Source organism: Glaciecola punicea, assembly GCF_001756615.1.
Lineage (GTDB): Bacteria > Pseudomonadota > Gammaproteobacteria > Enterobacterales > Alteromonadaceae > Glaciecola > Glaciecola punicea.
Genome location: NZ_LZXY01000002.1, coordinates 152639 through 167496, shown reverse-complemented (window position 1 = coordinate 167496; position 14858 = coordinate 152639). Strand labels below are relative to the sequence as shown.

The window sequence follows — 14858 nt, the reverse complement described above, 5'->3', positions numbered from 1 at the left end:
AAAAGGAAGTGTGATGTCTCATGTACCTCAGGTCAAAATACCCGCTACGTATATGCGCGGCGGCACATCAAAAGGTGTGTTCTTCAATCTGACAGACTTACCCAAACGCTGTCAGGTGCCAGGTGAAGCTCGCGACAAGATGTTACTGCGCGTCATTGGTAGCCCCGACCCGTACGGTAAGCACACCGACGGCATGGGCGGGGCAAGCTCAAGCACCAGCAAAACCGTCATTTTAGCTAAATCAGCGCAAGCAGATCACGACGTTGACTATTTGTTTGGTCAGGTAGCCATCGACAAAGCGTTCGTAGATTGGAGCGGAAACTGCGGAAATCTGACCGCGGCGGTAGGTGCATTCGCTATAAGTGCAGGATTAATTAATGCCGACAGGATCCCCGAAAATGGCATTTGCGAAGTGCGGATTTGGCAGCAAAATATCAGCAAAACAATTATTGTTCATGTGCCAATTACACAAAGCCAAGTGCAAGAAACCGGTGATTTTGAACTTGATGGCGTGACCTTTGCGGCCGCTGAAGTACAGGTAGACTTTGTTGCGCCGGTTGACCCAAGTGAAGCAATGTTCCCTACCGGTAATGTAGTGGATGATCTTGTGGTGCCAGATGTTGGCACATTTAAAGCAACCATGATAAGCGCTGGTATTCCCACGATATTTTTAAATGCAGATGAAATAGGCTATACAGGCACAGAACTGCAAGATGCCATAAACGGTGATGAAAAAGCACTAGCGCGCTTTGAAACAATTCGTGCCTATGGTGCGATAAAAATGGGCCTTATTAGTCATATTTCAGAAGCGGTGTCTCGCCAGCACACGCCAAAAGTTGCTTTTGTTGCGCCGCCGCAGCCTTATGTATCTTCAAGTGGCAAAGTTATTGCCGCCAATGAAATTGATTTACACGTAAGGGCACTATCGATGGGTAAACTTCATCATGCCATGATGGGAACCGCCGCAGTTGCTATTGGCGCCGCAGCGGCGATTTCTGGCACATTGGTAAACATAGCGTCTGGCGGTGGTGAACGAAACTCAGTTACCTTTGGTCATCCATCGGGTAGCTTAAAAGTAGGCGCACACGCTTTATGCACCAACGATAAGTGGACAGTCAAAAACGTCAGCATGAGCAGAAGCGCAAGAGTGTTAATGGAAGGCTGGGTAAGGATCCCTGAAGACTCTTTTTGAACGCTGTGTTCTATTACAGATTATTGCCTTCAATTATAAAATATTACAGCAGTTGGGTATGCTTGAAGGTGTAAGTGGGCAATTTACATTACACATGAATAAAGCTTAATGCAGATTTGTGCGTCGATGAGTTAGTATTACATTTGTATTCATCTATACTATTCGACCAAAATAATTTATAGCATTAATCATATTGCGTAATTAGCGTAAATCATCATCAGCTGACGCCACGTAATACAGCTTAAGAAAAAATAACGGAACATCTCTAAACATGACAGCACCTTTAAAAAACGCCGAAATAAAAGAAATGCCCTCTACCGAACCTCATCGAATGAAAGGCACCATGATGGATGGCGTGAAAGCCTTGCAAAGAACACCAGAACTCAAGGGCGGCACCCAAGCCGATAAGCGCACAGAAATAGCGTCTTACTTCACCAATACCTTTGACACTTACACAAGTCTTTTTGACTGCTTAGTAGATGACAACGCTTTTTACCAAAAGTCTATTGCGCTGCGCCATCCGCTCATTTTCTATTTTGGCCACACCGCCACTTTTTTCATCAATAAACTGTTACTTGCAAAGCTAATTCCTGAACGAATAGACGCACACATGGAATCAATCTTCGCAATAGGGGTTGATGAAATGAGTTGGGACGATTTAGACGACAAAAACTATGACTGGCCCAGCGTGCCTGAGGTAAGACAGTATCGTGCAAAGGTGCGCGCTAAAGTGCTCAACGTAATCAACACGCAAGCACTTAGCCTGCCTATTGACTGGGAAAGCCCATGGTGGCCAATTGTGATGGGTATTGAGCATGAGCGTATTCATCTTGAAACCTCATCTGTTTTAATTCGCCAACATGATCTTGCCAGAGTGCAGATACAGCCGCAATGGCCTGCATGTCCAGACACTTCAGACGCACCAAAAAACACCTTAATTACGGTGCCGGCTGGAGAAGTGAACATTGGTAAAGCATTTGACGATGCTTATTATGGCTGGGATAACGAATACGGCGAGCGCCGCACAGAAGTGGCTGAATTTAAAGCCAGCGAGTACTTGGTTAGCAACAATGAGTTTCTAGAATTTGTTGACGCTGGTGGCTATGAACACGACAGCTTCTGGTCTGAGGAAGGTACGTCGTGGAAGCAGTTCACGAAGGCTAAACACCCGGCATTCTGGCGCTGGCATAAAGCGTGGCATTTACGTCTTATGACCCAAGAAATGCCAATGCCTTGGGATTGGCCAGCCGAGGTGAACTACCATGAAGCGAGCGCGTTTTGCGAATGGAAATCAGCGCAAATGGGTCAACAAATTCGCTTGCCCAGCGAAGATGAGTGGCATAGGCTATGTGCACACGCAAACGTAAAGGAAGTAGGCGTCGATGTTGCTAATGCCAATTTGCATCTAGATCATTACGCGTCGTCAACCCCGGTTAACCGCTTTAAACAGGGTGATTTCTATGATGTGGTGGGCAATGTGTGGCAGTGGACGCAAACACCAATTTATCCGCTTGATAACTTCAAAGTACACCCTTTATATGATGATTTCACCACGCCTACTTTTGACGGCCAGCACAATTTAATGAAAGGTGGTTCGTGGATTTCAGCCGGCAACGAAGCACGCCTTTCAGCGCGCTATGCTTTTAGACGACATTTTTCTCAACATGCAGGGTTTCGTTACATTGCGTCCGATGAAAAGGTCAACGATCCTAATCCCTACTATGAAAGTGATCGCTTACTTTCTGAGTATGCAGAGTTTCATTTTGGCGATACATGGTACGGCGTTGAGAACTTCCCTAAAGCACTGGCGGATATTGCGCTTGCGGCGAACAAGGGAAAGCCTGCGGGTAAAGCCTTAGATTTAGGCTGTGCCTGTGGCCGCGCAAGTTTTGAACTAGCACGTGAATTTGACAAGGTCGATGGCATTGACTTTTCTGCTAACTTTACGCGCTTAGGTGCGGTAATGGCAGAGCAGGGCGCTGTGCGCTACGCACTCACCGAAGAGGGCGAACTAGTTAGCTATCATACCCGTACACTGCAAGAATTAGGGTTAAAAGATTGTGCGCAGCGTGTGTCATTTCACCAAGGCGACGCGTGTAATTTAAAGCCCCAGTTTGCAGGCTATGACTTAGTATTGGCCGCAAATTTGATTGACCGTTTATACCAGCCAAGCGTGTTTTTAAAAGACATTGCTAAGCGCATTAACAGCGGGGGTTTGCTCATTCTTGCCTCTCCTTACACCTGGCTAGAAGAGCATACGCCAAAAGAAGGGTGGATAGGCGGCTATAAGAAAGACGGCGAAAATTACACCACCTTAGATGGCTTGAAAGACCAGCTTTCAAACCACTTTAGGCTAGTGAGTGAGCCTCAAAAGGTGCCCTTCGTTATTCGTGAAACCCAGCACAAGTTTCAACATACCTTGTCTGAACTGACTATTTGGGAGCGCTTGCCGCGCTAACTAGGGCGGTTATTTCTTGCTCAATGGCGCTGTGGTCTACTAATTGCGAAAACCAATTATTAGCCACAGCATCGCTTTGTAAGCCAAGCAATGTACCTAACACAGATCCACGGTGAACGTTGTCACCGCCCAAATTAGTATTCACTAAAAGCGCTTTGTAAGGGTTACTGTAATATTTGTAGGCTAAATACAATACTATCGGCCATGAGTCAGAAATATAGCAGGCGCGCGAAAATAAATGGCCGACAACCTGATGATCGGGCAGGTCACGTTTGATTAAACCGGGTAAATCGAAATTAGGCACGCCCTTACTTGCCTCTATTAGCAGGGCTTTAAAACCGCTCTCATCAACGCCCTCCAAAAGCCCGCTAAGTAAATTCACATAACGGTCGCAAACCTGCATTAGTGATTCATCCGGATGCGTTAGCGCCAAATGCTCTCTACAGGCAACCTGAATGTTTGAAGCAGCGCTGCCTTTCAGGTACTGTGAAAAGACCAGAGGCGCTATGGTAATTAACGCGCCAACCGAGGCAGTATCGTGTGTTAGCATGGCGCATTTTTCTGGTTTGCGCCCCTGTGCATAATTTGCGAAAAAACCACGATGATACGATTCAGCGTAAGTGTCGGGGTGAGCAGGCGGCTGTGCGGTCATAAAATCGATATAGGCGTTAACAAATGAACGGCGATCGTAATGACCGTTATCAGTTGCCAATGTACGCATTACTACACGTGCGCAATGGGCGTTTAAGGTGTTTTCACCGGCGCCCATGCCTTGATGATAATGCACATTGGGTGTATTCCAAAAAGAGGCTTTGTCTTTTAAAATAACATCACCCACCACCTCAATGTCTGCAGCAGAAGATGTATCACTTGATTGGCGTCCTCCTTTGCGTTTTGAATGCAAAGACATAATAGAAGAGGGATGATGCTTAGGGGCGGCTTCGAAACGCTGAATACCCCCGGGAAAAGCGAACTCAATTTCCATTGGTTGGTAATACCAGTGCACAGGCATTGCTAAGGCGTCAGCAATAAACTGAGTTTTAAGGGCGTTTGATACGCGTATTGATTGAGCAGAATTATGGTTCACTATATTACCTCTGTCACCTAGTACCAAAAAGTCAAAAGCCTGATGCTAAATATAATGTAACAGACGTTTAGCACTTTTTTGGTTTTAGTGTAAATTGCTTTTAAAAGAGGTAATGACAATAAACAATAAGCTTACTATATTCAACAAACAAGCAGATATTGCTTGCCTTAGGCGTATGCGTGAGGAAACATGCGTCTATACTCCTTCAGCTACCACGGTTCTAGAAAACGCAAGCGCCATATTAATAATGCTTGAAAAACGGCAAATTTGCCCCAACATTTAGCCTATACACAAGGCTAGAATTGAACAATGCTTTCCTATTTATTACCTCTTTTGCTTGGCTCGCTGTTTATTGCTTTTTTTGTTGGCAAGCCCTATTGGCGAGAATACAAAAGAGCTGAGGCAAAACGTTTACCCTTTACTAAGCAGTGGCGTAAAATAATTCAGCAGCGCATGCCATATTTCAAAAAAATGCCGGCGCATCTGCAACTACAATTGAAGCAGCATGTTCAAGTATTCTTGTCTGAAAAGCGTTTCATTGGTTACCACGGTATTCTTATTACAGACGAAATTAGGGTGACAATTGCCGCCCAAGCCTGCTTATTACTGCTAAATCGAAACACCGATTATTACCCTAAATTGAGCACTATTTTGGTCTACCCGCGAGCGTTCGTGAAACAGCATAGCTCAGCAAGCTCTGATGGCGTGCACTTTAGTGAAAACGTCACGCTTGCCGGAGAGTCTTGGGGCTTTGGTAAAGTTGTGCTGTCATGGCAAGACACTCTAGATGGCGCTTACGATCCTAATGACGGGCACAATGTCGTGATTCACGAGTTTGCGCATCAGTTGGATCAAGAAAACGGCGCTGCCAACGGTGCGCCAATACTATCTAAAGGACAACGTTATGACACCTGGTCAAACGTATTGTCACTTGAATTTGAAAAGCTGAAACGCCAGGCTGCTCTTGGTCAACCCTCATTATTTGACTACTACGGCGCGACGAATCCCGCTGAGTTTTTTGCGGTTGCTAGCGAAGTGTTTTTTGAGAAGTCTGAAGCGCTTAAGTATGAGCATCCTGCGTTGTATGCGCAATTGTTTCGATACTATGGTGTTGATCCTGCCAGTTGGTAACACATAATGCATAACACATAATGCATTTAGCATTTAGCCACAAGTATTGGTCTAAAATCAATGAGCAAAAAACGGCAGTGCTTAAGGCACGCTTGTCTAAAAAATAAGAACTGTTGTCAGGCTGTAAAAACGCTACAATATTGACTCATAATTTTATTACATTTGTGCAAAGGAAAACGCATGTTAAGCAGTACTCAACTCGCCACAATGCTGGCACTACAAGACGCCATGAACACAAAAGTTAACCCCCAGTGGCTTAGCGCAGGCTACAGCTATTTACGCGCAGCGTTAATTGAATCGGTAGAAGCTATTGATCATCATGGTTGGAAGTGGTGGAAAGCTCAAAATTGCGACTTAGCCCAGGTACAAATGGAACTGGTTGATATTTGGCACTTCGCGCTATCGCATATTATTATTGCGCATGACGGTGACATTCCAAAAGCAGCTAAAGAAATTGAAGTTGAACTACAGCACCTAAACCCTATAATCGTGTTTGACGGTGTAACATTTGATGTCTCCACAAATACCTTGGTGGAAAATTTAGAGTTAATGGCGGGTCTATGTGTGGTAAAACGGTTTGATATGCCGTTATTTGTGACCATAGTTGAACAAGCACAAATGACACCTACTATGTTGTTTGAGCAATACGTAGGCAAGAATATTTTGAATTTCTTTCGGCAAGATCACGGCTATAAAGAAGGTAGCTATAATAAGGTATGGCAAGGGCGAGAAGACAACGAGCATTTAGTAGAGATAATGGCACAGACTAACAGTACGACACAAGATTATGCTGACGTATTATACAAGGCGCTTGAGAAGCGATATTTAGCCAAGTAATGAATGCTGCCCTTGTGTGCTTTTGCGCAGGGCAACATTCACTCTAGCTACTGATATTGTAAATAGTACAATAAGCCTTACTTTTTGCGCAAGTCAGCGTCAAAGTCATCAGGAAATATAATTAAACCCTCTTCTTCAGGGTTTGGGAACACCGCAATATTGACATCGTCGCCCTGCAGTCCCAGGGTCCAGCGAGCTAGCCAGTCACTTACCGAAATAGCCATAGGGACACAATGTTCCCAATCGCCGGTAGCCCAGTGTTGGGCGAATGCTTGTGCTGGCCAAACCGGCACGCAGTCTTCATCTTCAGTGGTGAGAATGACACAACCGTCATCATCGTTTAGGATCCACAGTTGCTGATGCTGCTGCGCTTGCGATAGCAAGTAGGTATAGCGCTTATCTGCCGACATTTGCAATACTTCGTTAAAGCTTGGTGACATCTTATTTCCTTAAAATAAGTAAAAAGGCAAAGGTACTATTGATATATACACCCTTTTTACTGAGGTGAGTTGTTAAGCCGTCTTTACGATGCGTTAGTACTTTCAAATATTTTGTCGGCAGACGCCGCTACAAAGCCTTGATACAGCTCGCCACTTTGCATTGCATAACGCTGTGCAAATTCGTAAAAACAGCTGGGTAGGGTCATAGTAGTATCTGTAAACGCAACTTGAGCATGATCAGCCATAGTACTTGACTGCGCTAAACACACGTCTGCGCCGCCTTTTATTTCACCGCCCGACGCGTTTAGCTTAAATCCAGCGTGTTTGAGCATAGTATTTACATCTTCTAGCTCGTGGATGTCGCTTAAGTGGTTAATACTTACCGTGAAGTGATTTGCTCGATAGCCCCACGCCAACATCCATGCAGCATACTCAGATTCTGCCAGCAAAGCTTTATACTCATCACTGCTTGCCTGCCAGTGTGTGCCTGAATATAAGAAATTATCTTCGTTTACGGCACTTGGCTTAATTTGTTCCACTATTCTATGAATAATCGACTGCGCCTGCTCGCTTAGTTGTGACACGCGTAATTCGCTTATAAACACTTTTGGTACGGTTGTGTCGGGGTGCTCTAAATGCACCGCGGTAAGCTTTTTAGCGACAAAATCGTAATCGCCCTTTTGTTCATAGCCAAGCGCTAGGAAATGTGCAGCTAGTTTGTGCAGGTTGACCTTTTCTATGTCAAAGGTGCGCAGCGCGATATGGTCGTTAACGATATTGCTGGTAGCCGTTTTTTCAGCTAGTAAAGCATGTATTTTATGCGCCGATGGCGTTATGCTAATATAATCTTGCCATAAACCCGCAAATAAGTCTGAGACTGTTGTATGCATGATATTTCCTTACCTTTTTTTCTATGTGGGCTAACGCAATAATTTTTGTTGATACTGCGTCAATGCAGCGCTATTTCACGACTATTCTAATATTAAGCCAGGGCTTAATGTAGCAGGCAGTGTTACTTTATCAAGCTCTACCGATGCAACGGGGTAGGCGCAGTAATCAGCCGCATAATAAGCGCTTGCCCTATGGTTGCCGCTGTCGCCTATGCCGCCAAAAGGCGCTGCACTGCTAGCACCAGTAATAGGCCTATTCCAGTTGACGATGCCTGCACGAATGCGCGGTAAAAAGTAGTCGTAATCGGCTTTGTCGTCACTTAGTAAACCGGCCGAAAGACCAAAGCGAGTAGCGTTAGCCAAAGCAATGGCTTCGTCTAGGTCGCTGTATCGAATGACTTTCAAAAGCGGTCCAAAATGCTCTTCATCGGCCATTGTTGGTGCAATACTGGTTACATCAACAATGCCTGGCGATACAAAGCCTGTGTTGTTATCAATGTGCTCCATCGTTACTAAGGCCGTAGCGCCTTGTGCAATTAATTTGTCCTGCGCCGCTACCATAGCCGCCGCCGCTGATGCTGATATCATCGCGCCCATGAAAGGTTGCTCTGCGGCGTCGTAGTGCCCTGGGATCAATTTTTTAGTGGCGATAACGAGCTTGTTAATGAGTGCATCGCCGTATTCACCTTTTGGCACTAATAGCTTGCGTGCACAAGTGCAGCGCTGACCGCTGGTAATAAAAGCCGATTGAATAATGTCGTGAACTGCGCCTAAGATATGCGCCACTTTGGTCACGATTAATGCATTATTGCCGCCCATTTCTAGGGCCAAAATTTTGCCGGGTTCGCCTGCATATTGTGCATGTAAGAGCTTGCCCGTGGTAGCGCTACCGGTAAAAAACAAACCGTCTATTTGATCACTAGCGGCAAGTGCTTTGCCTGTGTCCACTTGACCTTGCACCAGGTTTAATACCCCCTTGGGTAAGCCTGATTTATGCCACAAGGTCAGCATAAACTCAGCCACCAGCGGGGTTAAATCACTTGGCTTAAATACCACAGTATTGCCAGCAAGCAAGGCAGGCACTATATGCCCGTTAGGCAGGTGGCCTGGAAAATTATAAGGGCCAAATACCGCTACCACACCGTGCGGGCGATGACGCAATATGGCTTTACCTGCGGGCATTGGATTTTCCACGGTGCCCGTTCGTTCATGATAGGCTTTTTCAGAAATAGCGATTTTACCGATCATTGCGCCTATTTCTGTGGCCGTTTCCCACTGTGGTTTACCCGTTTCTTTGGCAATAATATGTGCAAATTCTGTTTTGTACTCAGCAAGTAACTCGGCAAAGCGCTTGACAATTTTGAGGCGATCTTCAAATGACAACTGCGACCATTGGATAAATGCATTTCGGGCAGCTGAAATGGCAGCATCTACTTGTTCAGCCGAGGCCGCATTACCCGACCATACCACCGCATTTTTTGCGGGATCCACAGAGCTCATTTGCTGGCCTTTACCATCTAGCCATTGACCATTAATATAATGTGTATTTTGAGACATGTAGCGCTCCTACTTATGTGCGGGATGTAAAATGTGTGCTTGCATAGCGAATGGTATCGCCGTGACATATTTGTAAAGTATCAGCAAGTGCCTGGCTTATCAAAACGGTATGCGTGTCTTGTGAAATATCGAGTGATTTAAGTTGACCGACACAGCCGCGAAATCCTGCAATTTTAGTGTTTATAATGAAGTAATTTTCTAGCAAAGTAATATCCAATGTGGGCGATATCTGCACCGTTGCTTCTTTGCTTATGCGCACGGTATCAATATTCGCTATGTCAGCTTCCATTGTGGGTCCGGCGTCAAAAATATCAACATATCCACGAAACCTAAAGCCCTCTTGCTCAAGCAGCCTAAGCGCGGGACGCGTTTTTTCATGTACCTTGCCGATGCTGGCTTGGGCCTCTTTTGATAATAAATTGACGTAAATAGGGTACTTCGGCATTAGCTCAGCAATAAATACTTTGTTGCCAATGCCTGTTAGATAGTCTGCGGTAGGAAAATCTACTGAGAAAAAGTGGGTTTCTAGCCATTCCCAAAACGGAGACCTACCCGCTTCATCTGATATGCCGCGCATTTCTGCGATAACAATGTCTGCAAATCTATGCTGATGCTGGGCCATAAATAAGAAGCGAAATTTTGACAGCAGCCTACCTGCGAGGCCTTCTCGCGCGTCTTCTTGTAAAAACAGGGTGCATATTTCGCTCACGCCGGTGTAGTCGTTACAAAACGTCAGTATTTCGACTGAATTATGAACACCAAGCTCGCGTGATGCATGCACCACCTTACCTACATGATAGTGGTAGAAGGCATCTTGTGTGCCAACGGTAGCCTCAATACCAGAAGTGCCGACGACTTTACCGGTTTGTGTGTCTTCCATTACAAATAAATAGCTCTGCTGCCCGGGAGACTTTGGATTTGACACAAAAGCACTTTGCGCTGCTGCAATTTTCTTTTTGAGCAGCGTTTCGTTCACCGGCAAAGACGTAAAGCCTATGCCGGATTCTTGGGAAATCCTGTATAGCGCAGAATAATCGCTTTCCCTGATGGGGCGAATGACCAGCATATAGTCGTCTCTATTTTGTAAGCGCAACTGGTTGGGCAACAAGTCCAGCAATACCGCGCTCAAACTTCTCTAAGCCCTCAATAATATCCTTATCAGGAATTACTAAAGAGGGCGCAAAGCGCACTACGTTCATGCCCGCTACTAAGCACATTAGGCCTTCGTTAGTGGCCGCTACCATAAAGTCTTTTGCGCGGCCTTTGTATTGTTCATTTAGCGCACACCCTAAGAGCATGCCTTTTCCACGAATTTCTTCAAACACATGATACTTTGCGTTTATTCTATTTAGGTGCTCTCTAAATAGCGCTTCTTTGTGCGCAACGCCGTCAAGCACTTGTGGTGTGTTTACCACATCAAATACGGCTTCTGCTACCGCGCATGCAAGCGGGTTTCCGCCATATGTACTGCCATGTGTGCCCGGTTTTAGATGTTCAGCAATAGCTGCTGTGGTCAGCATTGCGCCAATTGGAAAACCGCCGCCAAGTGATTTTGCGGTGGTAAGAATATCAGGCCTTACACCCAAATTCATATATTCAAATAGCTTACCCGTGCGCCCCATACCCGACTGTACTTCATCAAAAATTAACAGGGCGTGGTGCTTATCGCAAAGTTCACGTACGCCTTTAACAAAGGCAGGGTCGGGCACAATAATGCCGCCTTCACCTTGTAATGGCTCCATCATAATGGCACATGTTTTGTCAGACATCATGCTGGCTAGCATGTCTAAGTTGCCAAATTCGCAGTGCAAAATATCGCCTGGTTTTGGACCAAAGCCGTCAGAGTAAGCAGGCTGCCCGCCTACTGTTACCGTAAAGAATGTGCGCCCGTGAAAGCCTTGTTTAAACGCTATAATTTCACTGCGCTGTGTGCCGTGCATTTCGAGGGCAAAGCGTCTGGCTAGCTTCAGTGCAGCCTCATTTGCTTCGGCACCTGAATTGGCAAAATATACTTTATCGGCAAACGTGGCGTCGGTTAGTTTTTTGGCTAAACGCAATGCGGGTTCATTCGTGAACACATTGCTTAAGTGCCACAATTTATTACCTTGGCTAATAAGTGCTTGCGTAAGGGCGGGGTGACAGTGCCCTAATACGTTCACAGCAATACCACCGGCAAAATCAATAAACTCGTTGTCGTGCTGGTCCCAAACACGTGAACCTTCACCTCTTACAGGCACCATGTCTGCAGGGTTATAATTGGGAACCATTACGTCATTGAATGTGTCACGAGTTACTTGCATGTTGATACCTCACTGGTGTTAATTATTACTTTGTAAACCGAAGCTGTCCACGCCTATAAAATTGTGGATGTACTGGTGTAAAAAGCGAACATAGCGTAAAAGGCCGTATTGGAGTATGCCAGAAATTGAAGCGAAAGTCGCTATGGTTTCTGCGCTGAAAACCTTTACTTTAAGGGATCTTGGCCAGTTTTTCGGAATTACTGCATAACTATAAAAGCAGTTTTTAACTGGGTATCGTCGAAGTAATCAGCGGGCTTAATAATGTAAGCCATATGTTAATTGGAGAGCGCTTAATGAATAACCCAGTGCTGTCAAAAAAGATGAAATAAAAGAACAACATTACTATTACATAAGTATTCAATAAATATGCAGTAAAGAGTGTAAAGTTTTGTATAAGGACTTGCCGGTTTTATCAATTGTGCCAGCGATGTTATATTTGTCAGCTAATTGCAAAAAAACTATGTTGCGAGTGTAAATCCAACCTTATTACCCTTTCTTAATAAAATTATGTAATACCAAATGCCCATGCTCAGTTAGCAACGATTCAGGGTGAAACTGAAGTCCGTAAAGCTTTAACTGTGTATCCTCTATCGCCATTATTTCTTCAATGCCTTTAGTATTGCATGTAGCGGTAATATTGAAATTGCTACTAAGCGTGTTTTTATCAATTAAGAGTGAGTGATAGCGTGTCACCATAAAGCGTGATGGACACTGCTCAAACAACACTGAAGCCTTGTCTAAAACACGTAAACGTGACGTTTTGCCATGTTTAATATGCACCGCTTGAACAATATTAGCGCCATAAACTTGTGCAATTGCTTGATGGCCTAAACACACACCTAATATTGGCACTTTCCCTGCAAAATGCTTTATTGCCGCCAAACAAATACCCGACTCGTTTGGTGTGCAAGGCCCCGGTGATAGAACCAGATGCGAAAAGTCCATAAGCGCAAGATCGTCAATTGTGTGGCTATCATTTTTGACAACTTTCACAAGGTGGCCTAGCTCTTCAAAATACCGTGCTAGGTTATAGGTGAAAGAATCATAATTATCGATGATAAGTACCATGTTAAGCCCGCGGTATAAACCCTACAGCTTTGTACACCTTAGCGAGTGTCTCGGACGCTTTTTCGCGAGCTTTAGCACTTCCTTGATGCATAACCTCATATAAATAAGGCAAATCTTGACGAATTCTTGCATATTCGCTTTGAATGGGCTTTACCAGGCTCACAACCGACTCCGCTACGTCACCTTTTAAGTGACCATACATCTTGTCTGTATATTGCCCAACGAGGCTGTCAATGCTGTTGCCGTTCGTCGCGCTAAGCAGTGAGAGCAGGTTAGAAACACCCGGTTTTTCGGCCACATCATAATAAATATTAGCTTGCTCGTCGCTGTCAGTAACGGCGCGCTTAATTTTTTTAGTCAGTATTTTGGGGTCTTCTAACAGGCCAATTACATTGTTAGTGTTTGGATCTGACTTTGACATCTTTTTGTTTGGTTCTTGTAAGCTCATGACTCTGGCGCCATCTTTGGGAATACAAGGTTCAGGAAGAGTAAACACATCACCGTAAATATTGTTGAAGCGGGTTGCGACGTCGCGCGTTAGCTCAAGATGCTGTTTTTGATCTTCACCTACCGGCACTTCGTTAGCCTGATAAACTAAAATATCGGCCGCTTGTAACACAGGGTAAGCATATAAGCCTACATTGACGTTTGACTGATTTTTTTGTGACTTATCCTTAAACTGGGTCATGCGATTAAGCTCACCCATTTGCGTATAGCAGTTAAGCACCCAGCTTAGCTGTGCGTGCTCTGGCACATGCGACTGCATAAATATAGTACTTTTGTTTGGGTCAATACCGCAGGCCAAATAAAGCGCAAGTCCGTCTAGGCATGCTTGGTTTAATTCTGCAGGGTCCTGTCTTAAGGTAATGGCGTGCAGGTCTACAATCATATACAAACAATCATGTGTGGCCTGCATGGCGACCCATTGGCGTAGTGCGCCTAAATAATTACCTAATGTAAGTTGCCCTGAAGGCTGACATCCGCTAAGTACGATCGGTTTCGTTGAACTGCTCACTGAATATTCCTATTTAAATTGTTGCGTTAAATCAGCTATGGCTTTTTTATAGTCGCGTTGACCGAAGATAGCGCTGCCGGCTACAAACATGTCGGCGCCAGCTAAATAGACGTCTTTTATGGTGTCTTTGTTAATGCCGCCGTCTACCTGAATACGGGTGCTTAATCCCATTTCATCTATGATTGATTTTAAATGCGCTGTTTTTTCAACGGTGCCGGGAATGAATTTTTGGCCACCAAAACCTGGGTTAACCGACATTAGTAAAACGTAGTCAAGCTTTTCTAAAACGTAATCGAGTACGCTTAATGATGTTGCCGGATTAAGCACTAAGCCTGCTTTACAACCGTGCTGTTTAATGAGCTCAATACTTCTGTCTACGTGTAAAGCCGCTTCTGGATGAAAGCTAATCATACTAGCCCCGGCTTTGGCAAAGGCTTCAATCATTGAGTCAACCGGCGATACCATTAAATGCACGTCTATATCGGCTGTTATGCCATAGTTGCGAAGCGCCGAACATATGGTGGGGCCGAAGGTTAAATTGGGCACATAATGATTGTCCATTACGTCGAAATGAACGATGTCAGCGCCAGCGCTTAACACACTGTCGACTTCTTCTCCTAACTTTGCGAAATCGGCAGACAAAATGGAGGGGGCTATTAATGGTTTATGCATGAGTCGGTCACGTATCGTCTAAAAAACCATAGTTTACCGTATTTTTAGCGCAAAATTCACTTCTAATACAAAAAGCTTTTATTTTTCTTGTGCGGTATAACAGCCTGTTTACTTTGCGCCTGCTCTAAAATGGTGAGGCTGTTGCAAAATAGTGCATAAACCAGGCGTCTATGGCTGTTTTACTGCTTTTTGTGGCTACTATGAATACGCG

General features: G+C 44.8%; 13 protein-coding genes. 4 read left to right on the top strand and 9 right to left on the bottom strand.

Annotation, left to right across the window (positions count from 1 at the left end; translation table 11 throughout):
• The first annotated feature begins 13 nt into the window (after positions 1–13).
• Entirely contained in the window at positions 14–1192 is a 1179-nt protein-coding gene (gene prpF, locus BAE46_RS03010) for a 2-methylaconitate cis-trans isomerase PrpF (protein ID WP_070111711.1), read from the top strand.
• A 271-nt stretch (positions 1193–1463) separates the two neighbouring features.
• Positions 1464–3650, top strand: coding sequence for a 5-histidylcysteine sulfoxide synthase (ovoA, locus tag BAE46_RS03005; protein ID WP_244884976.1), 2187 nt, complete (start codon positions 1464–1466; stop codon positions 3648–3650).
• Here ovoA and BAE46_RS03000 read toward each other — a convergent pair.
• Entirely contained in the window at positions 3625–4737 is a 1113-nt protein-coding gene (locus BAE46_RS03000; protein ID WP_070111831.1) for an ADP-ribosylglycohydrolase family protein, read from the bottom strand. The genes ovoA and BAE46_RS03000 overlap by 26 nt on opposite strands.
• A 309-nt stretch (positions 4738–5046) precedes the next feature.
• Here BAE46_RS03000 and BAE46_RS02995 point away from each other — a divergent pair, with 309 nt between their 5' ends.
• A complete protein-coding gene (locus BAE46_RS02995) occupies positions 5047–5868 on the top strand; it encodes a M90 family metallopeptidase (RefSeq protein WP_006007640.1) in 822 nt (273 codons plus the stop codon).
• A gap of 180 nt (positions 5869–6048) precedes the next feature.
• Positions 6049–6705, top strand: a complete 657-nt coding sequence (locus BAE46_RS02990; RefSeq protein ID WP_006007638.1) for a dUTP diphosphatase — start codon at positions 6049–6051, stop codon at positions 6703–6705.
• Between the two features lie 77 nt (positions 6706–6782).
• On the opposite strand, the gene BAE46_RS02985 is transcribed toward BAE46_RS02990, so the two are convergent.
• From BAE46_RS02985 to rpe, 8 genes are all read right to left on the bottom strand, one after another.
• Positions 6783–7145 carry a DUF2750 domain-containing protein gene (locus BAE46_RS02985; protein ID WP_006007636.1) on the bottom strand — a complete coding sequence of 121 codons (363 nt, stop codon included), beginning with the start codon at positions 7143–7145 and terminating at the stop codon, positions 6783–6785.
• Between the two features lie 83 nt (positions 7146–7228).
• Positions 7229–8035 carry a DUF1338 domain-containing protein gene (locus BAE46_RS02980; protein ID WP_070111710.1) on the bottom strand — a complete coding sequence of 269 codons (807 nt, stop codon included), beginning with the start codon at positions 8033–8035 and terminating at the stop codon, positions 7229–7231.
• Between the two features lie 81 nt (positions 8036–8116).
• Positions 8117–9592 (bottom strand): succinylglutamate-semialdehyde dehydrogenase, encoded by a 1476-nt coding sequence (gene astD / locus BAE46_RS02975; RefSeq protein WP_070111709.1) that lies wholly within the window; start codon positions 9590–9592, stop codon positions 8117–8119.
• A 13-nt stretch (positions 9593–9605) separates the two neighbouring features.
• Positions 9606–10658 carry an arginine N-succinyltransferase gene (gene astA / locus BAE46_RS02970; protein ID WP_040521157.1) on the bottom strand — a complete coding sequence of 351 codons (1053 nt, stop codon included), beginning with the start codon at positions 10656–10658 and terminating at the stop codon, positions 9606–9608.
• A gap of 10 nt (positions 10659–10668) precedes the next feature.
• The gene (locus tag BAE46_RS02965; RefSeq protein WP_006007628.1) at positions 10669–11892 is read right to left on the bottom strand and encodes an aspartate aminotransferase family protein; all 1224 of its coding nucleotides are present in this window, start codon (positions 11890–11892) and stop codon (positions 10669–10671) included.
• Positions 11893–12378: 486 nt separating this feature from the next.
• Positions 12379–12960, bottom strand: coding sequence for an anthranilate synthase component II (locus BAE46_RS02960; RefSeq protein ID WP_006007626.1), 582 nt, complete (start codon positions 12958–12960; stop codon positions 12379–12381).
• 1 nt (position 12961) lies between these two features.
• Positions 12962–13975, bottom strand: coding sequence for a tryptophan--tRNA ligase (gene trpS, locus BAE46_RS02955; protein WP_070111708.1), 1014 nt, complete (start codon positions 13973–13975; stop codon positions 12962–12964).
• A 9-nt stretch (positions 13976–13984) separates the two neighbouring features.
• Positions 13985–14647 (bottom strand): ribulose-phosphate 3-epimerase, encoded by a 663-nt coding sequence (gene rpe, locus BAE46_RS02950; RefSeq protein WP_006007622.1) that lies wholly within the window; start codon positions 14645–14647, stop codon positions 13985–13987.
• Between the last annotated feature and the right edge of the window lie 211 nt (positions 14648–14858).